This window comes from Microbacterium sp. X-17 (assembly GCF_039615055.1).
The window spans coordinates 703453-728191 of the sequence record NZ_JBDHNI010000001.1; the positions used below are offsets into that span (position 1 = coordinate 703453).

The 24739-nt window shown below is 66.6% G+C and carries 27 protein-coding genes; 22 read left to right on the forward strand and 5 right to left on the reverse strand.

Features of this window, described 5'->3' with window-relative positions; genetic code table 11:
* Positions 1 to 7 precede the first annotated feature (7 nt).
* From ABCS02_RS03410 to ABCS02_RS03475, 14 genes are all read left to right on the forward strand, one after another.
* On the forward strand, positions 8 to 757 hold the full coding sequence (locus ABCS02_RS03410) for a phosphoglyceromutase (protein ID WP_345834196.1): 750 nt from the start codon (positions 8 to 10) through the stop codon (positions 755 to 757).
* 38 nt (positions 758 to 795) lie between these two features.
* Positions 796 to 1233 (forward strand): 2'-5' RNA ligase family protein, encoded by a 438-nt coding sequence (locus ABCS02_RS03415; RefSeq protein WP_345835162.1) that lies wholly within the window; start codon positions 796 to 798, stop codon positions 1231 to 1233.
* A gap of 136 nt (positions 1234 to 1369) precedes the next feature.
* The gene (locus tag ABCS02_RS03420) at positions 1370 to 1660 is read left to right on the forward strand and encodes a WXG100 family type VII secretion target (protein ID WP_179605143.1); all 291 of its coding nucleotides are present in this window, start codon (positions 1370 to 1372) and stop codon (positions 1658 to 1660) included.
* Entirely contained in the window at positions 1626 to 2144 is a 519-nt protein-coding gene (locus ABCS02_RS03425; protein WP_345834197.1) for a hypothetical protein, read from the forward strand. The genes ABCS02_RS03420 and ABCS02_RS03425 overlap by 35 nt, the downstream gene beginning before the upstream one ends.
* Entirely contained in the window at positions 2141 to 2374 is a 234-nt protein-coding gene (locus ABCS02_RS03430; protein WP_345834198.1) for an EsaB/YukD family protein, read from the forward strand. The genes ABCS02_RS03425 and ABCS02_RS03430 overlap by 4 nt, the downstream gene beginning before the upstream one ends.
* Positions 2375 to 2441: 67 nt before the next feature.
* The gene (gene essB, locus ABCS02_RS03435; RefSeq protein ID WP_345834199.1) at positions 2442 to 3521 is read left to right on the forward strand and encodes a type VII secretion protein EssB; all 1080 of its coding nucleotides are present in this window, start codon (positions 2442 to 2444) and stop codon (positions 3519 to 3521) included.
* Positions 3518 to 7972 carry a type VII secretion protein EssC gene (essC, locus tag ABCS02_RS03440; protein WP_345834200.1) on the forward strand — a complete coding sequence of 1485 codons (4455 nt, stop codon included), beginning with the start codon at positions 3518 to 3520 and terminating at the stop codon, positions 7970 to 7972. Before essB ends, essC begins: the two co-directional genes overlap by 4 nt.
* Positions 7973 to 7974: 2 nt before the next feature.
* Entirely contained in the window at positions 7975 to 8433 is a 459-nt protein-coding gene (locus ABCS02_RS03445) for a DUF4176 domain-containing protein (protein ID WP_345834201.1), read from the forward strand.
* Entirely contained in the window at positions 8430 to 8699 is a 270-nt protein-coding gene (locus ABCS02_RS03450) for a hypothetical protein (RefSeq protein ID WP_345834202.1), read from the forward strand. Before ABCS02_RS03445 ends, ABCS02_RS03450 begins: the two co-directional genes overlap by 4 nt.
* A complete protein-coding gene (locus ABCS02_RS03455; RefSeq protein WP_345834203.1) occupies positions 8696 to 9052 on the forward strand; it encodes a hypothetical protein in 357 nt (118 codons plus the stop codon). The genes ABCS02_RS03450 and ABCS02_RS03455 overlap by 4 nt, the downstream gene beginning before the upstream one ends.
* Positions 9043 to 10281 (forward strand): hypothetical protein, encoded by a 1239-nt coding sequence (locus ABCS02_RS03460; protein WP_345834204.1) that lies wholly within the window; start codon positions 9043 to 9045, stop codon positions 10279 to 10281. The genes ABCS02_RS03455 and ABCS02_RS03460 overlap by 10 nt, the downstream gene beginning before the upstream one ends.
* Positions 10247 to 11164 carry a hypothetical protein gene (locus ABCS02_RS03465; protein ID WP_345834205.1) on the forward strand — a complete coding sequence of 306 codons (918 nt, stop codon included), beginning with the start codon at positions 10247 to 10249 and terminating at the stop codon, positions 11162 to 11164. The genes ABCS02_RS03460 and ABCS02_RS03465 overlap by 35 nt, the downstream gene beginning before the upstream one ends.
* A gap of 78 nt (positions 11165 to 11242) precedes the next feature.
* Positions 11243 to 11659, forward strand: a complete 417-nt coding sequence (locus ABCS02_RS03470) for a hypothetical protein (protein WP_345835163.1) — start codon at positions 11243 to 11245, stop codon at positions 11657 to 11659.
* On the forward strand, positions 11659 to 12132 hold the full coding sequence (locus tag ABCS02_RS03475; RefSeq protein ID WP_345834206.1) for a DUF5085 family protein: 474 nt from the start codon (positions 11659 to 11661) through the stop codon (positions 12130 to 12132). The genes ABCS02_RS03470 and ABCS02_RS03475 overlap by 1 nt, the downstream gene beginning before the upstream one ends.
* An 81-nt stretch (positions 12133 to 12213) precedes the next feature.
* Here the strand turns inward: ABCS02_RS03475 and ABCS02_RS03480 are convergent, their stop codons facing one another.
* Positions 12214 to 12597 carry a hypothetical protein gene (locus ABCS02_RS03480; protein ID WP_345834207.1) on the reverse strand — a complete coding sequence of 128 codons (384 nt, stop codon included), beginning with the start codon at positions 12595 to 12597 and terminating at the stop codon, positions 12214 to 12216.
* A 227-nt stretch (positions 12598 to 12824) separates the two neighbouring features.
* On the opposite strand from ABCS02_RS03480, the gene ABCS02_RS03485 reads away from it, so the two are divergent.
* A complete protein-coding gene (locus ABCS02_RS03485) occupies positions 12825 to 12953 on the forward strand; it encodes a hypothetical protein (protein WP_345834208.1) in 129 nt (42 codons plus the stop codon).
* 121 nt (positions 12954 to 13074) lie between these two features.
* Here the strand turns inward: ABCS02_RS03485 and ABCS02_RS03490 are convergent, their stop codons facing one another.
* Positions 13075 to 14964 carry a hypothetical protein gene (locus tag ABCS02_RS03490; protein WP_345834209.1) on the reverse strand — a complete coding sequence of 630 codons (1890 nt, stop codon included), beginning with the start codon at positions 14962 to 14964 and terminating at the stop codon, positions 13075 to 13077.
* 151 nt (positions 14965 to 15115) lie between these two features.
* Positions 15116 to 15772, reverse strand: a complete 657-nt coding sequence (phoU, locus tag ABCS02_RS03495) for a phosphate signaling complex protein PhoU (RefSeq protein ID WP_345834210.1) — start codon at positions 15770 to 15772, stop codon at positions 15116 to 15118.
* A gap of 193 nt (positions 15773 to 15965) precedes the next feature.
* Here phoU and ABCS02_RS03500 point away from each other — a divergent pair, with 193 nt between their 5' ends.
* Together ABCS02_RS03500 and ABCS02_RS03505 are read left to right on the forward strand one after the other, a co-directional pair.
* Positions 15966 to 17117, forward strand: coding sequence for an ATP-binding protein (locus ABCS02_RS03500; protein WP_345834211.1), 1152 nt, complete (start codon positions 15966 to 15968; stop codon positions 17115 to 17117).
* The gene (locus ABCS02_RS03505) at positions 17114 to 17797 is read left to right on the forward strand and encodes a response regulator transcription factor (protein ID WP_345834212.1); all 684 of its coding nucleotides are present in this window, start codon (positions 17114 to 17116) and stop codon (positions 17795 to 17797) included. Before ABCS02_RS03500 ends, ABCS02_RS03505 begins: the two co-directional genes overlap by 4 nt.
* 69 nt (positions 17798 to 17866) lie before the next feature.
* Here ABCS02_RS03505 and ABCS02_RS03510 read toward each other — a convergent pair whose 3' ends face one another.
* The gene (locus tag ABCS02_RS03510; protein WP_345834213.1) at positions 17867 to 18370 is read right to left on the reverse strand and encodes a hypothetical protein; all 504 of its coding nucleotides are present in this window, start codon (positions 18368 to 18370) and stop codon (positions 17867 to 17869) included.
* Positions 18371 to 18547: 177 nt separating this feature from the next.
* Here ABCS02_RS03510 and ABCS02_RS03515 point away from each other — a divergent pair, with 177 nt between their 5' ends.
* From ABCS02_RS03515 to rlmB, 5 genes are all read left to right on the forward strand, one after another.
* Positions 18548 to 19030, forward strand: a complete 483-nt coding sequence (locus ABCS02_RS03515) for a CarD family transcriptional regulator (RefSeq protein ID WP_021763858.1) — start codon at positions 18548 to 18550, stop codon at positions 19028 to 19030.
* 98 nt (positions 19031 to 19128) lie between these two features.
* Entirely contained in the window at positions 19129 to 20289 is a 1161-nt protein-coding gene (gene ispD / locus ABCS02_RS03520) for a 2-C-methyl-D-erythritol 4-phosphate cytidylyltransferase (protein ID WP_345834214.1), read from the forward strand.
* A 101-nt stretch (positions 20290 to 20390) separates the two neighbouring features.
* Entirely contained in the window at positions 20391 to 20771 is a 381-nt protein-coding gene (locus ABCS02_RS03525) for a nuclear transport factor 2 family protein (protein ID WP_345834215.1), read from the forward strand.
* An 89-nt stretch (positions 20772 to 20860) separates the two neighbouring features.
* Complete coding sequence (gene cysS, locus ABCS02_RS03530; RefSeq protein ID WP_345834216.1) at positions 20861 to 22294, forward strand: cysteine--tRNA ligase; 1434 nt, start codon at positions 20861 to 20863, stop codon at positions 22292 to 22294.
* Positions 22291 to 23304 carry a 23S rRNA (guanosine(2251)-2'-O)-methyltransferase RlmB gene (gene rlmB, locus ABCS02_RS03535; RefSeq protein ID WP_345834217.1) on the forward strand — a complete coding sequence of 338 codons (1014 nt, stop codon included), beginning with the start codon at positions 22291 to 22293 and terminating at the stop codon, positions 23302 to 23304. Before cysS ends, rlmB begins: the two co-directional genes overlap by 4 nt.
* 81 nt (positions 23305 to 23385) lie before the next feature.
* Here the strand turns inward: rlmB and ABCS02_RS03540 are convergent, their stop codons facing one another.
* A complete protein-coding gene (locus ABCS02_RS03540; RefSeq protein ID WP_345834218.1) occupies positions 23386 to 24690 on the reverse strand; it encodes a DUF4032 domain-containing protein in 1305 nt (434 codons plus the stop codon).
* Positions 24691 to 24739: the final 49 nt, after the last annotated feature.

The window sequence follows — 24739 nt, forward strand, 5'->3', positions numbered from 1 at the left end:
TAATCGCATGCCCGCTCCTTACACTTTGATCCTCCTCCGCCACGGCAACAGCGTGTGGAACCAGCAGAACCTGTTCACCGGCTGGGTCGACGTCCGGCTCAGCGAGCAGGGCGTCGCCGAGGCCACCCGCGCCGGCGAGCTCCTGGCCGAGTCCGGCCTGACGCCCGACATCCTCTACACCTCGGTGCTGACCCGCGCGATCCAGACCGCGAACCTCGCGCTGGACGTCGCGGACCGCCTCTGGATCCCGGTCGAGCGCTCCTGGCGGCTCAACGAGCGTCACTACGGCGCACTGCAGGGTCTCGACAAGGCGGAGACCCTGGAGAAGTACGGTCCGGAGCAGTTCCAGCTCTGGCGCCGCTCCTTCGACGTGCCGCCGCCGCCGCTCGCGGACGACAGCGAGTGGTCGCAGGCGAGCGACCCGCGCTACGCCGGCCTCGGCGACGACCTCCCGCGCACGGAGTGCCTGAAGGACGTCATCGCGCGGATGCTGCCGTACTGGGAGTCCGACATCACCGTCAGCCTCGCCGAGGGCAAGACCGTCCTGGTGACGGCGCACGGCAACTCGCTGCGCGCGCTGGTCAAGCACCTCGACGGCATCTCCGACGAGGAGATCGCCGAGCTGAACATCCCGACCGGCATCCCGCTCGTCTACAAGCTTGACGAGACCTTCGCGCCGATCGAGCCCGGCGTGTACCTCGATCCGGAGGCCGCCGCCGCCGGCGCCGCCGCTGTCGCCGCGCAGGGCAAGAAGTAGGCCTCACGGCCGTCCCGTCGTACGTCGTCGTCGCGTTCCTGCCGGAACGCGGCGGCGACGTCGTCGTTCCTGACGAGTTCGCAGCGGGGGACTGGCCGCTGCACATCACCGTCGTCCCCCCGTTCCAGACCGAGCTGGAGGCGGACGCGGTCGCCGCGCTGCTCCCGCACGGGCCGCGCATCCCTGTCGTCGCGGGGGCGCGCGCGTCGTTCGGACACCGCCACGCGGTGCCGGTCACCCTGGTCCGCCCGTCGCCCGCGCTCCTTGCGCTGCACACAGCCTGCGTCGACGCGCTGGAGGCCGCGGGCGCGGTCATCGCCGACCAGCGCCACGTCCGAGGTGGCTACCGGCCGCACGCGAGCGACCAGCGCTCTGCGGCGCTGTCGCCCGGCGACCACGCCGCCCTGACCGAGCTCGCCCTGGTCGCCCGGACCCCAGGCTCCCGCCGGGTCGCCGCCCGCGTCACTCTCGCCTGACTCTCGCACCGAAGTGGCATTCAGGCCACATTTCACGTGTGAGATTTGACACAATCGACCGCGGCTTATAGCGTCGAAACCGAAATACTCCGTATATCGCGGTAGTACGTTTTGTGTCGAAACAGGAGACGTCATCATGGGCCAGATCAGCGTTACGCCGGAAGAACTGAAGCAGCAGGCTCAGGTCTACACCCGCTCGAAGGAAGAGATCGAGCAGGCGATCCAGAAGGTCAACCAGATGAACTCGACCATTGCCGAGCAGTGGAAGGGTCAGGCGTTCCAGGCGTATCTCGAGCAGTACAACCAGCTGCACGAGAGCGTGAAGAAGTTCGAGGAGCTGCTGGTCAACATCAACGAGCAGCTGAACAAGTACGCCGACACCATCGCTGAGCGTGACGCGCAGGATGCGCAGAGCTTCGGCTTCTGATCGGATCATCGGCGCGAGTCTGAGTGCGTGCGCGCTGGCGGTCGGCTTGACCGTCAGCGCGCCCGCAGTCTCAGCCGTCGCCGACGACCCGGACGATGCGGGCAAGCTGAGCCTCAACACGACGGTTCTCGTCAACGAGTCGGTGGGCGCCGGTTCCTCCGGAGAGTTCCCGATCCGCAGCAGCCTGTTCTCGGACCGCCTGTCTTCCCGGGCGGAGCAGCGACGAGCGCAGTCCGCTGAACGTTTGGGCGTCGTCGAGGCCCTGACCTTCGCCGAGGCTCGACCCTCCGGTGACCAGTATCGGTCGGTGAGAGCAGCCTTGTTCGAGGACTACTCCTCCGACGTGATCGCCTCATCGTCGGACGAGCGCGAGGAGTCCTCCGTCCTCCTCTGGGTGATGGCCGTCGTCGTGGTGCCGCTCGTGCTGGTGGGAGGAATCGCGCTGGGACGGCTCTGGGCGAGACGACGGCGGGCGGCGTCGTGATCGAGATCACGCTCACCTATACGCGGCGGCAGATCGACCTCCTCGTACCGGCCGAGGTCAGGTTCGACCGGCTGCGGCAGTTGATCCGCGACGCGTTCGCCGCGAAGGGGACGGTACTGCCGGACGACTTCTCGTTCGCGCTCGATGACAAGGCCCTCGTGGTGAGCGGGCACGACTTCATTTCCTCCTTCGGGATCGGCAACGGCGATCGCCTTCAGATTGTGACGTGACTGGGTAATGCGTATTGAGCTAGACGGAACGGTTCTCGAACTCGAGACGAGCCCCGGGAGTGTTCGCGTGAGCGTGGACAAGAACGGGTACCAGAGCGCGAGTCGCGATGTGATCTCCCGCTACGTCGACGCGCATGAGACCGATACCGGTCTCGTGGTCGAATACCGGCTCGCCGATGGTGAGATCCGTTTCGGGGACGCGGTCGGTCGGGCCAGGACCCGGCTCGACCGGCTGTCGCTGGCCCAGAAGCTGGTCGCCTGCGTCGGCTATCGTGACGGCTTCCGCGTGCCGGTGATCCATCCGGACAATGTCTATCTCAACGGCGGCCTGCTCCGGGTGGTGCACTTCGGACTCCAGGGCATGCTCGTGCCGACGGTGTTCGATGAAGCGCGCTTCCTCGCGTCACTGAAGGCGATGGTGCTGCACGTCTTCCGTCCGAAGCTCCCCTTCGAGCAGCTCCTCGATGGGGCGGCGGCTCTGCAGGACACGTTCTCGATCGCGGTGCGGCAGGCGACGACGGCCGACGAGTTGTTCGCGTACATCGACGCGCAGCTGACGGCCGAGCAGGCGGACGTCGCCGCTCGCCGGGTCAGCGTTCCGAAGCGCCGGTATTCGGGGTACCGGCTCGTCGGCGCGCTCGGCCTCACCGCCGCGCTGGTCGCCGGCGTGTTCGCCTGGCAGACCGCGAGCCACAACCGCCTGCAGGATGCGGTGGTCTCCGCTCAGGCGCGCTTCCTCGCGAACGACTACGGCGGTGCTCTGACGGAGCTGGAAGGCTTCGCGGCCACCTCCCTCCCGGCGTCCGCGAAGTACGTGCTGGCGGTGTCGAGCGTCAACCTCGATGACCTCACGGCCACGCAGAAGCAGGCGGTCCTGAACACCCTCTCCCAGAAGTCCGACGACGTGACGCTGAACTACTGGATCGCCATCGGCCGCGGTGAGTTCGAACAGGCCCTCGACTACGCGCAGAACCTCGGGGACGATCAGCTGACGTTGCTCGCCTACACCGACCTGTACCAGTCCACGAAGCTGAACTCCCAGATGCCCGGCGGTGAGAAGCAGAAGCTCCTGGACGAGTACGCGAAGGCCATCGACGAGCTGACAGCCGCGCTGGAGGGCACGAGCGATGCGGCGGCGGCCGAATGAGCGTGTTCGCGACAGAGCCGCTCGCCGGATTCCAGGGTGCAGCGCTCGACTCCCGACTCGATCCGGGTCAGCTGCTCTACCTCGTGTATGCGGTCGACGGGGAGAGAGCCGTCAGACTGACGCTCACCGAGGAGCACCCGTTCGTCGAACATGACGGCCACAAGTTCAGCGTGATCAACGAGTCCCTGTACGTCGATGGGGAGCCGATCGGTGCCGGGCGGAGAACGGTCGGCGCGCTCGACTGCGTCGTGGTGGCCGCCGCGGACGCTCGGACCGTGTGCTTCGTCACCGATACGAGCAGTGACCTCGTCATCGGCGACGTGCCCTATGCCGGCATCCGGGCAGCGGGCTCGCCGCTGCTGATCGTGCAGGCGGACTCGGTCATCGTCGACGCACGAAGACAGCTCGTGTACGTCGACGGCGTGGCGGTCGCCGGGCGGGACATCCGGGACCTCGACGTCGGCACGGTGGTGCTGACGGAGACCTTCCTCCTCGAGAAGCGTCCGACGCAGTTCAAGATCACTACGTTCGGCGCTGACGTGGAGTTCGATCACGCGAAGGTGCTGGCGCAGTCGCCGGAGCCGGAGTTCCCGGCGGACTTTCCCGACTATCGGCGCTCTCCGAAGCTGAACCTGGAGGTCGAGGAGGCCGAGTTCGCCCTGCAGGGGCCGGACAAGCCGGGCGCGAAGCCCAAGAACCGGCTTCTGCGGATGGTGGTGCCGCCGTTCTTCATGATCGCGGCCTCCGGCGTGACGACGATGGTCATCGGGACGAATCCGGCGATGATGCTCGGCATGGGCTTGGCGACCCTCCTGACGGCGTCGTTCACGGTGTCGCAGTACGTCACGGAGCGGAGGGAGACCAGAGCGGCCGCGGTCACAGCGGCCGAGGACTACACGCAGTACCTCGTGAGGACCGTGGCCGGTGTCTCCAAGGCGTACGACGAGGAGCGCGACGTGCTGCGGTATCAGCAGCCGAGCCCTCACGAGCTCGCGATGATGGTCGAACGGTACGACCAGAGGATCTACGAGCGCCAGCGTTTCAACAAGGACTTCTTGCGCGTCTCGCTGGGGTTGTCCGATCGTCCCTCCGTGTTGAAGGTGTCCTCCGATGTGAGCGAGAAGGACGCGAGCATCGAGGCCCAGCGGGTGGCAGAGCTCGCGTCGGGGTTCCGGACCCAGCGTGACGCACCGACTCCCATCGCACTGGCGGGGCAGACCCTCGGGTTCGTCGGCCCTCCCGGTGACGTCACCGACTACCTGCAATCGTTGCTCTTCCAGACGGCGTTCTTCCACTCGTACCGCGACGTGAACTTCGTCAGCCTGCTCTCGCGCGAGGCGTACGCGCAGACGTGGAGCGCCTGGCGCCTGCTACCGCATTTCAAGCTGCAGGAGCTGAACATGCGGGGGCTGGTCCACAACGACAAGCTGCGCGACGTGGTGCTGAACGGCTTCTACCAGCTGCTTCAGAAGCGCAGGCAGGCGGTGAAGGACGCGGGCACACAGCAGCCGCAGTTCTCGCCGCACTACGTGTTCACGATCTCCGACGACCGCCACCTGGCCGGCCACGGCATCAACGAGCTGCTCGCCGAGGACATGAGCGGGCTCGGAGTGACCGTCATCTGGTGCAGCGAGGACGCGAAACTCCTGCCGGAGACGGTGACCACGCTCATCCAGGCGCCGCACCAGGTGAAGGGCGAGCTCGTCACCGACAAGGGCGTGTATGTGGCGACCCCGTTCACCCCGTACGTGTTGCCGGACGACCTCGAGCACTCCCTCCGCAAGCTCTCGAATCTGAACCATCTGGAGGTCGAGAAGAACGCGGTGCCGGAGGCTCTGAGCCTGCTGGAACAGTACGAGGTGAAGACCGTCGACGACCTCCGGATCGCCGACCGCTGGGCGAGCGCCGAACCGAACAAGTCCATTTCGTCGCTGATCGGGTGGCGGGGCAAGTCCGATCACGTGTACTGGGATCTGCACGAGCGTGCGCACGGCCCGCACGCGCTCGTCGGCGGCACGACAGGCTCAGGCAAGTCGGAGTTCCTGACGACCTACCTCATCGGTCTGGCGATCAACTTCTCGCCGGAGGACGTGGGCATGCTCATCATCGACTGGAAGGGCGGCGGCATCGCCAACACGCTCGACCGGCTGCCCCAGTTCATGGGCGCGATCACCAACCTCGACGGCGCGGGAACCGCCAGAGCGCTGGCGAGCATCAAGGCGGAGCTCGACAAGCGACAGCGCGAGTTCGCGGTCTACGGCGTGAACAGCATCAACGCCTACATGACCTTGTACAAGCAGCGGCATGATCCGAAGCCGGAGGTGAACTACCCGACGAAGCCGCTGCCGCACCTGGTGCTCGTGTCGGACGAGTTCGCCGAGCTGAAGGCCAACGTGCCCGAGTTCCTCGACGAGCTCACCTCGGTCGCCCGCATCGGCCGAAGCCTCGGTGTGCACCTGATCCTCGCGACGCAGAAGCCGAGCGGCGTGGTGAACGACCAGATCGAGGCGAACTCGACCTCGAAGATCGCGCTGAAGATGGCCGGCGAGCAGGACTCGAACGAGCTGCTGAAGACCACGGACGCCGCGCACATCACGAACCCCGGTCGCGGATACCTGAAGGTCGGCCAGAACGAGGTGTACGAGCTCTTCCAGAGCGGCTACGCCGGGGTGCCCTACGACCCCGACGCGCAGGTCACCGAGAAGGTGGACGAGCGGATCTACAAGATCAACGACATCGGCCAGTACGAACTCTTCTACGACCCCGACGAGGAAGTCGAGCAGGGAAGAGACACGAGCGACCTGCCGTCCCAGCTCGAAGCGGTCATCGACACGATCGCGACCATCTTCGACGGCGACGACGCACTCACGCGGCCGGACAAGCCGTGGCTGCCGAGCCTCGCCGGCAGGATCCCGGCTCCGGAGCCGACCGGGGACCGGGACGGCGTCCCACTCGGTCTGCTCGACATCCCGAGCCGACAGGCGCAGGAGAGCTACGACTTCGACCTCGCTCGCGCCGGCCACACGGCGATCTTCGGTAGTCCGGGTTACGGGAAGTCGACGGTCCTGCAGACCATCGTGATGAATCTCGCGAAGACCCGGACGCCCGAGCAGCTGCACGTCTACCTGTTCGACTTCGGCAACAACGGGCTTCTTCCGTTGCGGGATCTGCCCAACGTCGCGGACATCGTCACCCCGGAGGAGGGCGAGAAGCTCAGCAAGATGCTCAGCGCGGTCTCGGACGCGATGGCCACCCGCAAGCAGTTGTTCAAGGATGCGGGAGTAGCGAATCTCGAACAGTACGAGGCCAAGACGTCGCGAGCGCTTCCGGTCACGCTCAACGTGCTCGACGGCTACGACAACCTCACCACGAACGACTCCAGAAAGGACTCGATCGACAACGTGCTGTTGCAGGTGCTTCGCGAGGGCGCAGCACTCGGTGTGTATCTCGTGATGAGTGCGAGCCGGGTGGGCGGTGTGCGCATGAACATGCTCAGCAACGTCTCGACGAAACTGTGCCTCTACCTGAACGACGAGAGCGAGCTGGCCCAGCTCCTGGGCAGAGAACGGCTGCAACAGACCGACCTTCCGGGCCGGGGCCAGCTCCTTACTGACGGGCCGACCGCGATCCAGTTCTACCTGCCTGCGGAGGGCGAGAACGGCTCCGAGACCCTCGCGGCGCTCGAAGCGCAGGTGGCTGCTTTGAACGACGCGTGGGCTGGAGCGCGTCCGGCGCGGATCCCGATGGTGCCGCGGGAGCTGACCACCGAGGTGTTCACCCATTACGCAACGCGCGACGCCGCATCGAACCGGTTGCTTCTCGGTCTGAACAAGCTCAGTTCCGAGCCCGAGACGCTGGAGCTTTTCACGGGCAGAACGGTGGCGATCTTCCCGGAGTCGGGGAAGCAGGCGGCTCTGCTGTACCCGTTCTTGATCGGACAGATTGTCGATGCCGTCGATGCCGAGCGCCTGGTGGTGATCGACGCTCACGATGCCCTGCCCGCACATCTGACGGGCGAAGCCTCGCTATACGTGGGCAAAAGCGCTCTGAGGGCCCACGCCGACACGGCGAAGCTCGCGCTCGCCGAGTTGGTGGAGCATGGCACGCAGGTGCCGCGGTGCGTGGTCATCAATGGCATGACGGATGTGTTCAACAGGCTCACCATGCCGATGGATCAGATCTCTGAATTCCTCGGCCTAGGCAGTGCGCACGTCCAGATCATCGTTCTGGATCACCTGTCGAAGGTGAACAGCGTATTCGGACTGGCCGGCCCGCTGAAGGAGAACGTCCACCAGATCCTTTTCGGTGGCGACCTGAACGCGCAGCGCTTCATCGAAGGTCTGCCCCCCGCCGCGAAGAAGGAGGCGCACGGTAAGAACGTGCTGCACTCCGTCATCGATGGAGAACTGGACCACATCGTCGTGCCGACCCCGAACGAGAGCGAGGGGTGACGATGACTCTGGTGCTGCAGGGCCGCCTTTTGGGTTTGGGATCCATCGTCCGGCTCGACAACGACCGGGCTATCGGGCTGTTCGTCGTCCTCGCACGAGGGGCGTTCCGCCCAGACAAGGAACGGCCCGAGGTGGAGCCTCGCTATCTGGTCGCCCCGCACCCCTACGGGGAATCGCCCGATCAGGAGACATTCCCCATCTTGGCCGGCGACGTCGAGGAGATCGTCTTCGAGGGGTATTTCGACAGCGCCGACGAGGCGTTCCTGGCGGATCTTCTCGACCAGATGGAGAACGGCCCGCGAACGAACAGGCGCGCGCAACAGTTCACTGGCGCGCTCACTGAGATTCCCGAGGCCGCGGGGCCTGACGCGGAGGACTCGGATGCTGTGGCGCCCGGCGTCGATCCGTTCGCCGAACTTCGTCGATTGGCCGGTCAGGACCACCGAAAGGATGAACGATGAAGGTCGCATCGAATACGGCCGCAGCGCAGGCTGCTGTGGCGGGTTTCGCGAACATCGAGGTTGACCGCACAGGTCAGCAGGTGACTCTCGGGTCGAGCAACGTTGCGAGCATGAAGGACGGCGCCAACGTTGCCAACGGAGTGTTGGACAGTATCTCTGCGTTGATTTCGGGCGTGAAGCGGCAGGCCGATGGTGTCACCGCTCTGGCGACGGAGATCGAGGCGCGTGACAAGCGCGATGCGGCGAGTGTGGGCGGAAAGCTATGAGCGACTCTGGCGTGGAGAAGCGTCTGGCACTCGACCGGCAGATCAGGGATCAGGAGAGTCGGACCGCAGAAGACCTTGTGACGATTCGCGTGCTCGGCGAGCAGTGGGAGTCGTATGCCCAGGTGATGCGCGTGAATTCCGAGCGGTTCGAAGACGCGGGCGTTCGGCTGGATGCGAAGAACTACTTCGTGCAGAAGGGGCTCGCAGCGAGCAGAGAGCTCGACTCGTACGTGAGCCGGCTGGCACGCGATCACGCAGAACTTCTGGATGAGGCCGAGCGGGAGGTCCGCTCGACGTCGGAGGCCGAGTTGGAGCGGTTGCGGCGAGAGAAGGCGGACGTCTCATGGGGCTGAGCTACGACGCGGGGGAGTCGGCTGCGTTGGCGGGTGCGCTTTCGGCGAATCTGACGGCCGCGACGGCTGTGCTGGATGCCACAGACAGTGCCTGCGCACAGCTGGGGGAGGCTTTGGCGGGCGGTGAGCTGTCGGGCAAGGGCTACTCGGCGGTCGACACGCTCTTTGAGCAGATCATCCGTCCGAGCGTCGTGGATGCGCGGGGTGAGATCGATGCCATCCGGGAGGACCTGGAGAAGTATGCGCAGGCGGACTCGTTTGTGGCCCCGTTCGGGGTGCTGAAAGAGGACGAGCTGAACACGCAGCTCAGGGCGACCAAGGCTCAGCGGGACGCGACGGAGCGTCAGATCGAGTCGAACCAGACCGCGGCTGCTGCGTCGTCGACGATTCCCGGGTTGGCTCCGGCTTTGGAGGCGTCGAACGCGCAGTTGGAGTTGGTGCTGGCGCAGCTCGACGCCACCGTCCGCGACCTGGAGGGCAGGCTGCAGGCGCTGAATGACTTCGCTGCGCGAACGGCGGGACTCTTCGTCGACAGGCTCGCGAATCTTGCGGCGGCGACCGGCGACACGGTTTCCCTTCTAGATCAGTTGAAGGGCTCACTAGTCCTCGGCTCTGTGGGGACCGGTCTCGGCGCTGCATTGACGAGACAGGCGATCCTGGATCAACTCGCCGGCAACAAGATCGCCCGGGACGCTGAAGGCCGGTTGAAATACGGTGGGAGGTTCCTCTACAAGCCCGCGAGCGGGCACCTCTACGGCAGGGGGAAAGACTTCAACGCGGCCACCAAAACCCGGATCGATCACTACAAAAAGCCGCTCAAAGCCGGCGGGCGGGGCTTTGCCGCTGATGTTGTGGATGACTTCAAAGGGTGGAAGGGCGCGTCAAAGCTCACCAAGGCCAGTAAGGGTCTGGGGCTAGTGGGCACCGGGCTATCCATTGGGGCCAACGTAAACAAGTACTTCGGCGACGGGGATGCGACGCTTACTGATTGGCGTGACTTCTCCATCGATACGGCCGTCGATGTCGGCAGCGGCGCTGCGGCGGCAGGAATCGGCGCAGCAATCGGGTCTTTCATCCTGCCGCCTTTGGGAACTGTCGTCGGAGCAGGCCTGGGGATCTTCTTCAACTGGGTCGCAAATGAGATTCCGCTCGGCGATAAGACGGCCGTTGAGTGGGCCAAAGAGGGTGTCAAGAATGCGTTGGACGGTCTTGCGGCGAGGTTCTGGTGACGTGATGGGCGATCATTTGAGTAAAGCTGAGCGTGAGCGCGATGCGGCAAACCAGACGTACTTCATTACTCTCGCGGAGAGCAGGGCGTCGCTGGTCAGCTTGCCCGTGCTGGCATTCGTCAACGCGGCTGTTCTGAGTCTGCTTACGTTCACCATCGTGGCTTCAACGGCTTTCTATGGCGGTCATCGAGCGTTTCTGTTCCTGTACTACGTACATATCGCCGTATTAGGGTTCTGCGGTCTGGTGCTCTTCTTGTCGTTCTTCAGGGCAGTGATCTTCCGGTTTCAGGTGTTCTTCTCGAGCGTGATGGCAGTCTTTGCAGCCATTTTGGTGTACACGACGTGCATGATGCCGATAGCGATGATCACTCTCGTGATCCGGGAAGGCTACGGGATGTTCGATCTCGCGGTCTTCCCCGTCGTTGCCGCGCTTGGTTTGTTGTACGTCTGTGGTGCGACTGCGGTGCATGTGTGGTTGTTGCGGAAGCGTTTGCGTGAGGGCCATTCGGAGGCGCGGACGTGGGGGAACCTTGTGGCTGCGTCGAGTGTGTACAACTCGAAAAGTCTGTGGACCATTTTCGGGGTGGTGATGATCGTCCCGAACGTGCTCACTCAAGGCCAGTACTTAACGACCACGTTCGGCGTGCTGGGTTTTCTGCTTTTCGCAACGGTGGTGACGAGTCTGCCGGTGGAGTTCACCTACCTTGCGTATCTGAAATCGCAAGATAGACGGTATTGGGACGTTCGGCCTCGCAAGCGTGTTCGTACGAAGGGTGAGGTGCGCGCACTTGTCAAGAAGGTCGCGCTCTGGGTGGGCATTGTTTTCGCGGTGTTCGTGGTTCTGCTGGTCCTGACCAAGCTAGGGATGTCAGATTCACGGTGACGGATCAGCGCGTGAGGGAAGTACGGAGTACACGATTGGAAGGACCACTTCATGCGGTTTAGGCAGCGGACGTTGAGCATGCACAACGTTGTGAGTCACACGGCAGAGCTTCGCCCGGGCGACGACCTGTTCGAGGTCGTCGACCCTGTCGGTGACTACTTCAAGGAGGTCTTGATGCACAACGGCTACTACACCAGTGGTCCGCTTGTGTTCTCCAGTGTCCCGGGCGGCGGAGACTTCACGATCATGACCACGCTCGGCAACCGGATCAACATTGTGGAGGACAGTGCTGAGAGTTTCCGTTTCAACGAGCATCTCGAACTGGAGACCGACTTCTTCTACCGGCATTACGATCTGGAAGAGCCGGTGCCGTATGAGGAGATCGAGTCGGCGGTGGCGGCGGCTGGGCTGGAGATCAAGACGATCTACCACGTGGTTCTGAAGTTCTATGGCGAGGTCATGTTGGACCTGTATGTCGATACGGTGGCTCGCTGATGGATCCTTTTCTGCAGGGAGTCACGTTTGACGAGAAGTTGGCGTATCAGAACGTGGTCAGTCGCCGTGCGACGTTCCATTACAGCAAGCTCGGTGACCATCTCGAGTCCTTCGTCTCTGACGTCGTCCGGAAGGGTGGCACTCCGAAGGGGCCCTATGTTTACAGCCTGAACAACGTGCCACTGGATGAAATCACCGACATCGAGTTCTTCCTCCCGATCCGAGAAAGCGCCTTCAGGGGAGAAGAAGGAACGTTGTTCCATTCCTATTTTGAGATCGCCCCGCTGGTGAAAGGAATCGTCACGGGCGACTTCGAGTACCAGACCGAGCGGGTCTACGCTCAACTCCTCGCAACATTGGACGACCACGACCTGGAAATCAACGCGCCCTTCTTCCACGTCCTCCCCGAAGACGGCTCGAAGTACGCGTCGGTGTATGTCGGCTACGTGGACCCGAGCGAAGCGGCGGACTGAAAGAAGGCGCCGATGCAGCAGCGCCTTCATTCGCCCACTGGAGGGCGGGCGCAGGACAACGTGCCGCCGGCGATCGCGCCTTCAGGAGCTCTCGTCCGCGCGCGTATTCCAATTCCGGACTATCCACCGCAGAAATGACTGCGAGTTCAGGAGCACCCTCCAAGCGATGATGAGAATGATGACGAGAAGGTGGCAATTCACTGCGTCCAGTTCGCCCACGATCCTTGACGGGCGCAAGTAGTAGATGATTTGAAGAGCCAGGGCAAGGGGCAGAAGCGTGGATGCGATCATGACGGCTCGGCCGCCCTTTTTGCTGGTGAGATATTCTTCGGGGTGCCACCGGATCATGAGGTTGTGGCTCGGCAGAGAGCCGGCCACCCCCACCGTACGGTCGCCTTCTCGCCAGTCCGCCTTTACCATCTTGCGAATGATCTCGCTCGTGAACCACACGACGCCGATTTCCACGAGGTCGGCAATACGAAAGCGTGGTGAACTGGGGCGCGAGCCCATCGGTGACGAAGAGTGCGTAGTCGGGCGCATCGCTGTGCGCGCGCCACTCCTCCACTGGCGCACCATCCAGCGAATCCACGAGATCGATTTGAGAGCGGACCAGCAGCACGTGAAGAGGATGACGAAAAGCACCACAAGCGTGCCCATTTCGGGAAGGCCCGTTCGCAGTGGGATGAGCCTCCATGATCATTCGGATCGTCAACCGCGCGATTATGGAGGCGATGATGACGATCCCGTACGCGTTGACCACAAGCCAGAACAGTCTGTTGGCGATGAGCCTGCTACGTCTGACCTTGTCGAGCGTGAAGTAGACCTGTGCATTGGCGCCATTTCCCTGTGTTCGAGATACAGCTCCGAAAAGCGGGTCGTTCAGCCGGTAGTCGGCCCGGATCATCTTTCGCGCGAGGTTCTTCCGGAACCCGGCGAGCGAGCTCACGCCCTCTTCCGCCTGCGGATCGCGGCGCCGACCGCCATCAGGAACCCTCCCACGAGCAAGCCGCCCGCGAAGACGATCAGCCATTTCGGGTCCAGTGTGCCCGCCGCGTCGGCGGCCACCGACGCCACGGTCGGGCGTTCGGGTGTCACGTTCTTCGCGTCGATCGGGGCGGAGAAGAAGGCGTAGATGTTGCCGGTGTCGACGCCCGGTGTTCTCGTGTTGGCGAGGACGGTGGCGAAGTTGGCGTAGTACGCCTGGTTCTCTGCGAGGCCGGTGTTTCCGCTGGAGAGCAGCTTGTCGACCCCGTTGAGCGCCTTCTCGGCGCCGGATGACGTGGTGGCCGAGTTCTGCAGGAGTGCGTCGAACAGGCTGGAGTTGTCGGGCGTCGTCGTTGAGGTGATGGTGAGCCGGCTGCTGGTCTCCGCCGATTGGGTGATGAAACTGCTGAGCTGGTTGTGGAGTTGTTCGCTGTTGTCGACGTAGATTCCGGCGCCGTCGGTGGTGTACGAGGTCCAGTCCTGGACGTCGAGGCTGTTGACCGTGTTCGGCGTCAGGGCGGCGCCCTTCACGAAGTCGAGCGCGGCGGCGTACCAGGCGTCCAGGTTCGTCAACTCCGGCTCGAACAGCGGAGAAGGCTCGCCGCCGGGGGCGAGGGAGGCTCTGGTGGCCTCCAGAGCGTCGATCTCGTTGTGCAGGATCGTGAGGATCGCGGGGTCGACCGGCGCGGCCGGCGGGGTCGGGGGAGCCGGCGGAGCAGGGTCATCGGGATCGGTCGGCTCGGCCGGAGGGTTCAACAGCAGTTCGACGGCTCGCAGGTTGGCGACTCTTCGGTCGAGGTCGTCGGACACGGCTTTCACGGAGAGGGCGTCGTCTTCGGAGTGCTGCGTGATCGCCTGCCGGAGCTCGGCGACCCTGCTCTGCAGGTGCGGCGGGACGACGCCCTCCGGGTCGGCGCACGGCGCCGGGGCGTCGAGCGCGTCCAGGCCGCTCAGCGTGCACAGGGTGCCGGTCCTGAACAGGTCGAACTGGGCTCCGTAGACGTCGCGGTCGGACTCGGCCTGATCGGTGATGCCCCGGTTGCTGTTGTCGGCGTTGAGCTGCGCGATCTCTCGTTGGCGCTCCGCATGCTCCTCGATCCCGGGCAGCTGGCCGGACAGAGCGTCGGCGTTGCCGGTGAGCAGGTCCGCGACCGACTTCGCGAAGGAGCCCTGCGCTTCGATGGAGGCCGCGTTGACGGCCTTCAGGCCGGTGGCGCTCGAGATGAGGCTCTCGAAGGTCGGCATCGTCGTCGCGAACGGTTCGTGCACGTCCGATGCGAGTGCCGCGATGAGGGCCTTCTGGATGCCGACGGCGGCGCTCATGTGGCCGTCCGCCTCAGCGATGTTGTCCGCGAGCGAGGCGTAGTACATGGTGACCACGCTCCGGTTGAAGTCGTGCACGATGCCGCGGATCCTGCTCTCCAGCAGGCGATCGGCGCTGTCGTCCGGCTGGTGCCGAAGCCGGAACTCGACCGTCGCCTGGGTCGGGCTGGTCTCCTGGAGCGTCAGGATGTCGTGCGTGAACGACCGCGGGATGTAGAGGACGGCGTCGACCGAGCCGTCCCGGTAGGCCTTCTCCGCGACGGGCCGCGAGACCACCGTCCAGTTGTATTCGGAGTCCTTGGAGATCCGATCCATGAAGGACGTGCCGAACGCGTACTCCTCGTTGTTGAACTCGGCGGCGAGGTCCTCGTTCACCAGCCCCACCGTCGGCCGGAAGTCACCGGCCCGATGGGCCGCGTCGTCGTTCAGGACCAGGAAGCCGGCGACCAGCGCCGCCAGCAGCAGCGGCACGGACAGCAACCGGGCCAGCTTCGATCCACGCTTTCCTGCCGGCCGGCCTGCCATGTGCACCTCTCCCCACGAGATCGCTGATTGGTCCGTCCATCATAATGCGTATGAAATCTAAGCCCGAATATCCAAGCCTGCGAAGGGAAAACAAAACCGCCGAGTACGCGAACAGTTCGCGTACCCGGCGGTGTGCGTCGAGAGGGGAGGCTCAGCCGGCGAGCTCGGGAGCCCAGTCGCCGGTGGCCAGGTACTGGACCTTCTTCGCGATGGAGACCGCGTGGTCGGCGAAGCGCTCGTGGTAGCGGCTCGCGAGGGTGGCGTCGACGGTGTCCACGGCCTGGCCCTTCCAGGTCTCGCCGAGCACCTTGTCGAACACGCTGGCGTGCAGCTCGTCGATGTCGTCGTCGTCGTTGCGGATCTCGTCCGCGATCCGCACGTCCTGGGTGCGCAGCAGCTCGGCGAGCTTCTCGGCGATCTGCACGTCGAGGCGGCCCATCTCGGCGAAGGTCGAGCGGAGGCTCTTCGGCACCACCTTGTCCGGGAAGCGGTAGCGGGCGAGCTGGGCGATGTGCTCGGCCATGTCGCCCATCCGCTCCAGGGAGGCGCTGATGCGCAGCGCGCTCACGACGATGCGGAGGTCGCGGGCGACCGGCTGCTGGCGGGCGAGGATCTGGATCGAGAGCTCGTCGAGCAGCACGGTCAGCTCGTCGATGCGGTGGTCGTTGGCGATCACCTCTTCGGCGAGGGACACGTCCGACTCGTTGAACGCCTCCGTGGCGCTGCGGATCGAGCGGACGACAAGCTCGGCGATCTCGACCAACCGGTCCTGGACGTCGGCCAGCTCCTGCTGGAAAACTTCGCGCATGGGATGAGATCCTTCCTGGGCGTGCGCGGGCACGCGGGATACAGGGGTCGACTGACCCCGTTCAGCATGGTCGCTTCGGGAGGTTAACGGACGGTGCCGTAGGGCTGAACACTGTCTAACGTACCCGCGAAAACACGCGGCGCAGAGCCTGATCGGTCGCGGCGCGTCCTCGCGCATCACCTACGCTTTGGGTATGGACTCCGCCTGGTTGGTGCTGCTCTCGCTCGGGCTGGGGCTGGTCGTCGGCGCGGGGTTCGTCTGGATCCTCCACATCGCCGCCCGCCGCGGGGACCACGCGGCCGCGGTGTCCAACCCGGCGGTCCCGGACGGCGTCGACCAGGTGCTCGACGCGATGGAGTCCGCGGGGGTCGTCATCGACCCGTCGAACAACGTCATCAAGGCATCCCCCGGCGCGCATGCGATCGGCCTGGTCTGGAACGGCGCGCTCGTCCACCCGCACCTCGTGGCACTGGTCGACCGCGTGCGCCGCACGGGCGAGCCGGTCACGGAGGAGTGCGAGCTCGCGCGCGGACCGTTCGGCGACGCCAACATCCACCTGAGCGTGCGGGTGGCCAGGCTGGGCTCGCGGTACATCCTGCTGCTCGCCGAGGACCGCACGGAGTCGTTCCGGCTGGAGTCCGTGCGCCGCGACTTCGTGGCGAACATCAGCCACGAGCTGAAGACCCCGATCGGCGCAGTCAGCCTCCTGGCCGAGGCGCTGGACGACGCCTCCGACGACCCGGAGCAGGTGCGCCGGTTCGCGCTGCGGTTGAGCGAGGAGGCCTCCCGGCTCGCCCGCATCACCCAGGACATCATCGAGCTGAGCCGCCTGCAGGCCGCCGACGCGCTCGGCGACGCGGAGCAGCTCTCGGCCAAGAAGGTCGTCCGCGCGGCGATCGACCAGAACAAGGTCGCCGCGGAGTCGCGCCAGATCGAGATCGCGATGCGCGGCGAGAAGGACGCGACCGTGCTCGGCAACGAGGCCCTCCTCGTCACGGCGGTCCACAACCTCATCTCGAACGCGATCCAGTACTCGCCGGAGGACTCCCGCATCGGGATCGGCGTGCGCACGGTCGACGGCGTGGTCGAGATCGCCGTCACCGACCAGGGCGAGGGTATCCCCGAGGAGGACCTCGACCGGGTGTTCGAGCGCTTCTTCCGGGTGGACCAGGCCCGCTCCCGCAACACCGGGGGCACCGGGCTCGGCCTCTCGATCGTCAAGCACGCCGTGCAGAACCACGGCGGAGAGGTCCGGGTCTGGTCGCAGCCCGGCCGAGGCTCCACCTTCACCATCCGGCTGCCCGAGGCCGCCGCCGTCCGTCCCCCGATTGGAGAGAACCTGTGACAGCGATCCTGCTCGTCGAGGATGAGGCCGCGCTCAGCGAGCCGCTCGCGTACCTGCTCAAGCGTGAGGGGTACGAGGTGACCGTGGCCGAAGACGGCCCGACGGCCCTCGCGGAGTTCGACCGCGGCAGCGCCGACCTGGTGCTGCTCGACCTCATGCTCCCCGGCATCCCCGGCACCGAGGTGTGCCGCGAGATCCGCACGCGCTCCAACGTCCCGATCATCATGCTCACCGCCAAGGACTCCGAGGTGGACATCGTGGTCGGCCTGGAGCTGGGCGCGGACGATTACGTGACCAAGCCGTACTCCTCGCGCGAGCTGCTGGCCCGCATCCGCGCGGTGCTGCGCCGGCGGGTGGACGAGGCCGAGCTGGAGGACGACGGCATCCTGGAGGCCGGCACGGTCCGCATGGACGTGGACCGGCACACGGTCGCGGTCAAGGGCGACGAGATCTCCATGCCGCTGAAGGAATTCGAGCTGCTGGAGCTGCTGCTCCGCAACGCCGGACGCGTGCTCACCCGCGGTCAGCTCATCGACCGGGTGTGGGGGAGCGACTACTTCGGCGACACCAAGACGCTGGACGTGCATATCAAGCGCATCCGCTCGCGCATCGAGGAGAGCCCGTCCGACCCGCAGATGCTGGTCACGGTGCGCGGGCTCGGCTACCGCTTCAACGCCTGACGGCCGTCAACGACGAAGCCGCCCTCGCTTCTCGCGAGGGCGGCTTCCGTTCGTCTGGGCTCGGCCGGCTCAGTTCTGCGCGGGCAGGATGGTGGGCGGCACGAGGTCCTTGTAGTCCGGGAGGCCGCCGTCGAGGACGGGGACCTGCAGCTTCACGCCGGTCTCGTCGGCGTACTGGAAGAACACGTCGTAGTTGCTGCCGGGCAGCGCGTCGAACGGGGTGAGGAAGACGTTGCTGGAGGACGCCTTGTCGGGCTGCGCGCCGATCTTCTTGACCTGGCCGGGCTCGACCGTGACATAGGCCGCGCTGCCGGAGGAGCCGGAGGTGATGGCCACGCGGTGGCTCTTGCTGTCGGTGTTGACCAGGCTGACCACGAGGTTGCCGACCTTGCCGCCGACGCCGTCGGTGACGATGAAGGCGTTGCGCACGTCGATCTGGCCGACGTTGCCGCTCACGCCGTCGCTGGCGTCGTAGTGCTTCGTGGTGGCCTGCGGTGCGATGAATCCGCACCCGGCTGTGCCGGCTGCGACCGCCAGGGCGAGGACGATGGACGCCGCGACGCGAGCTTTCACTGGATGATCCTCCGTATCGTTCCGCTCGACGGCGCGCTGATGCCTTGTCACGAAGCGGTTTCGTGCCGAGTTTACCGTATGCCGGCAGGGCGCCCCGGCCCTCCCGGAGCTGCGGGGGCGAACCTTAGCATGTGCCTCGTGTGGTATCCTATTCGTTGCTGAAGGGACAACATATCTATGCTTTTCGAGGTTGGCGAAACCGTCGTTTACCCCCATCACGGTGCTGCAACGATCACCGAAGTCAAGAAAAGAATCATCAAGGGTGAAGAGAAGCTGTACCTCAAGCTCAACGTGACTCAGGGCGACCTGACCATCGAGGTCCCCGCTGAGAACGTGGATCTCGTGGGCGTGCGCGATGTCATCGGCAAGGAGGGCCTCGACCGCGTGTTCGAGGTGCTGCGCGCCCCCTTCACCGAGGAGCCCACCAACTGGTCCCGCCGGTACAAGGCCAACCTGGAGAAGCTGGCGTCGGGCGACGTCATCAAGGTCTCCGAGGTCGTCCGCGACCTGTGGCGCCGCGACCAGGATCGCGGCCTGTCCGCCGGTGAGAAGCGCATGCTGGCGAAGGCCCGGCAGATTCTCATCTCGGAGCTCGCCCTGGCGGAGAAGACCGACGACGAGAAGGCCTCCAGCCTCCTCGACGAGGTGCTCGCCTCGTAGCCTGCGATTCACCCGGTTTCGAAGGGGCCCGCGACGTATCGTCGCGGGCCCCTTCGGCGTCCGTGGCCCATCCTGTGCGGGCGGGTAGTCTCGGGAGGGTGAGCAGCAATCCTGGACCGCACGTCGCGGTCGTCGTCGTCGCAGCAGGCTCGGGCACGCGGCTGGGGGCCGAGGTGCCGAAGGCGTTCGTGGGGCTGGACGGCCGCACGCTGCTGGAGCGGTCGCTGCATTCCGTGCACGGCATGCGCGCGCCGGCCGAGCCGGTGCTCGTCGTGCCGGCCGATCGCGTGGACGAGGCGGCAGCGCTCGCAGTGCGTGTGTTCGGGCATCCCGTCGCTGTCGTGGCAGGAGGCGCGACCCGTCAGCAGTCGGTCGCGGCCGGGCTCGCCGCGGTCGGCGACGACGTGGAGGTGGTGCTCGTCCACGACGCCGCTCGCGCGCTCACGCCGTCCGCACTGTTCGACGCCGTGGTCGACGCGGTCGTGGAGACGGGTCACGGCGTGATCCCGGGGCTCGCGGTCAGCGACACCATCAAGCGCCTCGCGGACGACGGCTCCGTTCACGAGACCGTGGACCGCTCCACGCTCGCCGCCGTGCAGACCCCGCAGGGCTTCCCGCGGGACCAGCTCCTCGCCGCCTACGCCGCCGCCACGACCGACGAAACCGACGACGCGGGTCTCGTCGCGGCGGCCGGATTCCGTGTGACGGTCGTGCCGGGCGCGACGGAGGCGTTCAAGATCACCACGCCGTGGGACCTGCAGCGCGCCCACGACCTTCTCGCGCCTTCCGGTGTGCCGCGCATCGGGCTCGGCACGGACACGCACGCGTTCGATCCGGCGGCGGAGCTGTGGCTCGCCGGCCTCCACTGGCCCGACGAGTCGGGGCTGTCCGGGCACAGCGACGGGGACGCCGCGAGCCACGCGATCGTCGACGCCCTGCTCGGGGCGGCGGGCCTCGGCGACATCGGCGGGGTTTTCGGCACGGGCGACCCGCGGTTCGCAGGAGCGCACGGGGAGGTATTCCTCGCGGAGACGCGCCGCCTCGTGGAGGAGGCGGGCTACCGGATCGGGAACGTGTCGGTGCAGATCATCGGGCAGCGGCCGAAGTTCGCGCCGCGGCGGGTGGAGGCGGAGCAGCTCCTGTCCGGCCTCCTCGGCGCCCCGGTGTCGCTCAGTGCGACGACGACGGACGGGCTCGGGTTCACGGGCCGCGGCGAAGGGATCGCCGTCTTCGCCACCGCGCTGCTGTTCCCGCGCTGACCGTCGCCGCACCCGTGCGCATGTCGGCGGCGGCCCTTACCCTGTGGCGTGACGGGCTCGGGAATCGGGCTCGGCCGGAGCGAGCAGAGGGACGGGACGACATGACGCAGGCAGAGAGCGCGGGCATCGCACGGACGTACATCGAGGCGGTCGGCGCACACGACCTGGAGACGGTCGGCGGCCTCCTCTCCGACGACCTCGCGGCCGTCTTCGCGGGCGGGACGATCGGGAAGCAGGAGTGGATCGCGGCGCTCGCCCGGCTGCTGCCCGCGCTGGTGCGCAACGAGGTGCGGGAGGTCTTCGCCGACGGCGACCGCGCGTGCGTCGTCTACGACTTCGTGACGGACACCCCGGCCGGCGCGGTGCCGTGCGTGGAGCTGGTCACCGTGCGCGAGGGGCGGATCACCGCGATCGAGCTGATCTTCGACCGGGTCGCGTTCGCGCCGGTCAACGAGGCGCTGGCGGCGCGGGCGGCCCGCTGAACTCCTCCACAGGCGCGCGGCCGGACACGGTCCTCCACATCTTCGTCGCGCGCGAAGCGGTCGTTCGCCCCGACCCGTAGGCTGGTGCCGTGACTCTGCGACTCTTCGACACGAAGGCCGGCGCCCTGCGCGACTTCGTCCCGCTGCGCCCCGGTGCGGTGGGCATGTACGTGTGCGGACCGACGGTGCAGTCGTCGCCGCACATCGGGCACCTCCGGTCGGCCCTGGTCTACGACCAGTTGCGCCGCTGGCTCGCGTATCGCGGGCTGGACGTCACGCTCGTGCGCAACGTCACCGACATCGACGACAAGATCCTGGTCAACGCGCTCGCGGCGCAGTCGCAGGGCGGCTCGGAGGAGTGGTGGGCGCTCGCCTACCGGTTCGAGCTGGAGTTCACGGCCGGCTACACGGCGCTCGGGGTCCAGCCGCCCACCTACGAGCCGCGCGCGACCGCGAGCATCCCGCAGATGCAGGAGCTGATCGCCCGCCTCATCGAGCGCGGGCACGCCTACGTCGCCGAGGACGGCTCGGGCGACGTCTACTTCGACGTGAAGAGCTGGCCGGCCTACGGCGAGCTCACCCGGCAGAGCATCGACAACATGGAGGCCGCGGCCGACGCCGACCCGCGCGCCAAGCGCGATCCGCGCGACTTCGCCCTGTGGAAGGGGCGCAAGAGCGACGAGCCCGCGTCGGCGGCGTTCCCGTCGCCGTGGGGGGAGGGGCGGCCGGGCTGGCACATCGAGTGCTCCGCCATGTCGCGCCGCTACCTCGGGCCGCAGTTCGACATCCACGGCGGCGGCCTCGACCTGCGCTTCCCGCACCACGAGAACGAGCTCGCCCAGTCGACGGCCGCCGGGGACGCGTTCGCCTCCTACTGGGTGCACAACGGTCTCGTCCACGTCAACGGTCAGAAGATGAGCAAGTCGCTCGGCAACTCGGTCTACGCCGCCGATCTGCTCGGCGCCGCCCGGCCGCTGGTCGTGCGGTACTACCTCGGCTCGGCACACTACCGGTCGACCATCGACTTCCACGACGGCTCGCTCAGCGAGGCCGAGGCGGCGCTCGACCGGATCGCCGGCTTCTTCGAGCGCGTCGACCGGCGGCTGGCGGGCACGCGCTTCGCCGGCAGCGGCGTGGAGGTCGTCCCCGGGGCGTTCGCGGAGGCGATGGACGACGACCTCGCGGTGCCGCAGGCCCTGGCCGTGCTGCACGACACGGTACGTTCAGGAAACGCGGCGCTGGATGCGGAAGACTTGGAGGCGGCCGCGGCCGCGCGCGGCCATGTTCTCGCTATGACCGAGGTGCTCGGCATCAACCCGCTCTCGCCGCACTGGCGCTCCGCCGGTTCGAGCACGGCCGAGCACGCGCTCGGCACGCTGATCGGTCGCCTTCTCGACGACCGTCAGGAGGCGCGTCAGGCACGTGACTTCGCGGCAGCAGACCGCATCCGCGACGAATTGACCGCCGCGGGAATCAGTATCGAAGACACCCCGTCGGGGTCGCATTGGAGTATCGAAGCATGAAGAACTCAGGTGGCAAGCCCCGGGCCGGGGCAGTGCGCAAGAGCAAGAAGGGCGCGCAGGTCGGCACCGGCGGCCACGGCCGCAAGGCCCTCGAAGGCCGCGGCCCGACCCCGAAGGCGGAGGACCGCGAGTACCACGTGGCCTACAAGAACAAGCAGCTCCGCGAGCGCGCGGCGGCCAAGGCCGATCTGCGCGGCGGCCGCGACGGCGCTCCCCGCGGCGCGTCCGGCGCGGCCCGCCGGGCGAAGAGCGGCGACGAGAGCGAGATCGTCACCGGCCGCAACTCGGTCCTGGAGGCGCTGCGGGCGGCGATCCCGGCCTCCACGCTCTACATCGCGTCGCGGATCGAGATGGACGACCGGATGAAGGAGATCCTCTCGATCGCCACCGGCCGCGCCATCCCGGTGCTGGAGATCATGCGTCCGGAGCTCGACCGCCTGGCCGGCCGCGACGCCGTGCACCAGGGCGTCGCGCTGAAGGTGCCGCCCTACGAGTACGCCCACCCGGGCGAGCTGCTCGACTACACGCTCCGCAAGGGCCAGACGCCGCTGTTCGTGGCGCTCGACGGGATCACCGACCCGCGCAACCTGGGCGCGATCATCCGCTCGACGGCCGCGTTCGGCGGTCAGGGCGTCATCATCCCGCAGCGCCGCTCGGTCGGCATGACCGCGGCCGCGTGGAAGACCTCCGCGGGCGCCGCGGCGCGCACGCCCGTCGCGATGGCGCCGAACCTGACGCAGACGCTCAAGGAGTTCAAGAAGGCGGGCGTCTTCGTCCTCGGCCTGGACGGCGGCGGCGACACCACGCTCCCGGGGCTGTCCTTCGCCGACCGACCGGTCGTGATCGTGGTCGGCAGCGAGGGCAAGGGACTGTCCCGCCTCGTGACCGAGACCTGCGACGCCGTCGTGTCGATCCCGATCTCGGCCTCCACGGAGTCGCTCAACGCGGGCATCGCGGCAAGCGTCACCCTCTACGAGATCTCGAAGCTCCGCGCCGAGGGCAAGAAGTAACGATCGAGGGGCACGTTGTTGTCGCTTTCGAGCCCGGAAAGCGACAACAACGTGCCCCTCGGCGTTTGGGGGTGGAGCGGCTCAGACCTTCGAGCGCCAGTCGTCCTCGTCGTCGTCGGTCTCGGCGGTGGTCGCGCCGCCGATCACGGGGATGCTGAGCGTCTCGGTGATCGGCGCGACGACCGTGGCCTCGTCGCGGCGGTGGCGGAGGATGTCGTTGATGTAGGAGGTCAGCGCCTCCGCCAGGGGGACGTCCCGGCCCTCGGCCTGCGACATGAACCAGCGGTGCTCCAGGAGCTGGTGGAAGACCTCCGCCGGCTCCAGCTTGCCCTTCAGGTCGTTGGGGATGGCGCGGACGACGGGCTCGAAGACGCGCAGCAGCCACTCGTGGGCCATCGCCTCCTCGTCCAGGCCGCGCTTGCCGAGGGTCGCCGAATACGAGTCGAGGTCGTTGAGGAGGCGGCGGGCCTGGTTCTCGCCCGTGTCCAGGCCGGTCAGGCGCAGGAGGCGGCGGGAGTGGTGGCCCGCGTCCACGACCTTCGGCTGGATGCGGACGGTCGTGCCCTCGTCGGAGGTCTTGATCGCCAGCTCCTCGATGTCGAAGCCGAGCTCGTTGAGGCGTTCCACGCGCTGGCTGATCCGCCAGCGCTCCGACGAGGAGAACGACTCGCTGCCGGTCAGCTCCTTCCACAGCGAGCGGTAGGCTGCGACGATCCCGTTCGACACCTTGATGGGGTCGAGCTCCTCGTCCACGCGGCCGCCGGCCTCCAGGTCCATCAGCTCGCCGGCGATGTTCACACGGGCGATCTCCAGGTCGTTCTCGCGCTGCCCGTTCGACAGGCCGCCGTCGTAGAGCTGGCCGGTCTCCGCGTCCACCAGGTACGCGGCGAAGGCGCCTGCGTCTCGGCGGAACAGCGTGTTCGAGAGCGAGACGTCACCCCAGAAGAAGCCGACGATGTGCAGCCGCACCAGCAGCACCGCCAGGGCGTCGACCAGGCGGGTCGCGGTGTCCGGGCGCAGGGTCTGCGAGAACAGCGCGCGGTAGGGGAGCGAGAACTTGAGGTGCCGGGTGACCAGCGCAGCGTTCAGGGCGTCGCCGTCGTCGTCCGTCCGGTTCTTGATGACGGCGACGGGGTCGACGCAGGGCACGTCGAGGCGCTGGAGCGTGCGCAGCATCTCGTACTCGCGCTGCGCCATCTCCGCGGTCGTCTCCTTGATGGCGATGACGTAGCCGGACAGGTTCGCGAACCGGACGAGGTGCCGGCTGATGCCCTTCGGCAGCAGCGCGATGTGCTCGTTCGACCACTGGTCCAGCGGCAGGTTCCAGGGCAGATCGAGCAGGGCGGGATCGACGGTCGCCGCGGTGATGTTGACAGAGCCGGCCATGAGGCGCCTTCCAGGAGCGGGTGAGGGCGGAAAGCACTCTGCCGCAGCC

Excerpts from the sequence above, each read along its gene's own strand:
- ABCS02_RS03410 (WP_345834196.1), top strand. The coding sequence starts at position 8 with ATGCCCGCTCCTTACACTTTGATCCTCCTCCGCCACGGCAACAGCGTG.
- ABCS02_RS03420 (WP_179605143.1), top strand. The coding sequence starts at position 1,370 with ATGGGCCAGATCAGCGTTACGCCGGAAGAACTGAAGCAGCAGGCTCAG.
- essC (WP_345834200.1), top strand. The coding sequence starts at position 3,518 with ATGAGCGTGTTCGCGACAGAGCCGCTCGCCGGATTCCAGGGTGCAGCG.
- ABCS02_RS03445 (WP_345834201.1), top strand. The coding sequence starts at position 7,975 with ATGACTCTGGTGCTGCAGGGCCGCCTTTTGGGTTTGGGATCCATCGTC.
- ABCS02_RS03450 (WP_345834202.1), top strand. The coding sequence starts at position 8,430 with ATGAAGGTCGCATCGAATACGGCCGCAGCGCAGGCTGCTGTGGCGGGT.
- ABCS02_RS03455 (WP_345834203.1), top strand. The coding sequence starts at position 8,696 with ATGAGCGACTCTGGCGTGGAGAAGCGTCTGGCACTCGACCGGCAGATC.
- ABCS02_RS03460 (WP_345834204.1), top strand. The coding sequence starts at position 9,043 with ATGGGGCTGAGCTACGACGCGGGGGAGTCGGCTGCGTTGGCGGGTGCG.
- ABCS02_RS03465 (WP_345834205.1), top strand. The coding sequence starts at position 10,247 with ATGCGTTGGACGGTCTTGCGGCGAGGTTCTGGTGACGTGATGGGCGAT.
- ABCS02_RS03470 (WP_345835163.1), top strand. The coding sequence starts at position 11,243 with ATGCACAACGTTGTGAGTCACACGGCAGAGCTTCGCCCGGGCGACGAC.
- ABCS02_RS03475 (WP_345834206.1), top strand. The coding sequence starts at position 11,659 with ATGGATCCTTTTCTGCAGGGAGTCACGTTTGACGAGAAGTTGGCGTAT.
- ABCS02_RS03485 (WP_345834208.1), top strand. The coding sequence starts at position 12,825 with ATGATCATTCGGATCGTCAACCGCGCGATTATGGAGGCGATGATGACG.
- ABCS02_RS03490 (WP_345834209.1), bottom strand. The coding sequence starts at position 14,964 with ATGGCAGGCCGGCCGGCAGGAAAGCGTGGATCGAAGCTGGCCCGGTTG.
- phoU (WP_345834210.1), bottom strand. The coding sequence starts at position 15,772 with ATGCGCGAAGTTTTCCAGCAGGAGCTGGCCGACGTCCAGGACCGGTTG.
- ABCS02_RS03500 (WP_345834211.1), top strand. The coding sequence starts at position 15,966 with ATGGACTCCGCCTGGTTGGTGCTGCTCTCGCTCGGGCTGGGGCTGGTC.
- ABCS02_RS03515 (WP_021763858.1), top strand. The coding sequence starts at position 18,548 with ATGCTTTTCGAGGTTGGCGAAACCGTCGTTTACCCCCATCACGGTGCT.
- ABCS02_RS03525 (WP_345834215.1), top strand. The coding sequence starts at position 20,391 with ATGACGCAGGCAGAGAGCGCGGGCATCGCACGGACGTACATCGAGGCG.
- rlmB (WP_345834217.1), top strand. The coding sequence starts at position 22,291 with ATGAAGAACTCAGGTGGCAAGCCCCGGGCCGGGGCAGTGCGCAAGAGC.
- ABCS02_RS03540 (WP_345834218.1), bottom strand. The coding sequence starts at position 24,690 with ATGGCCGGCTCTGTCAACATCACCGCGGCGACCGTCGATCCCGCCCTG.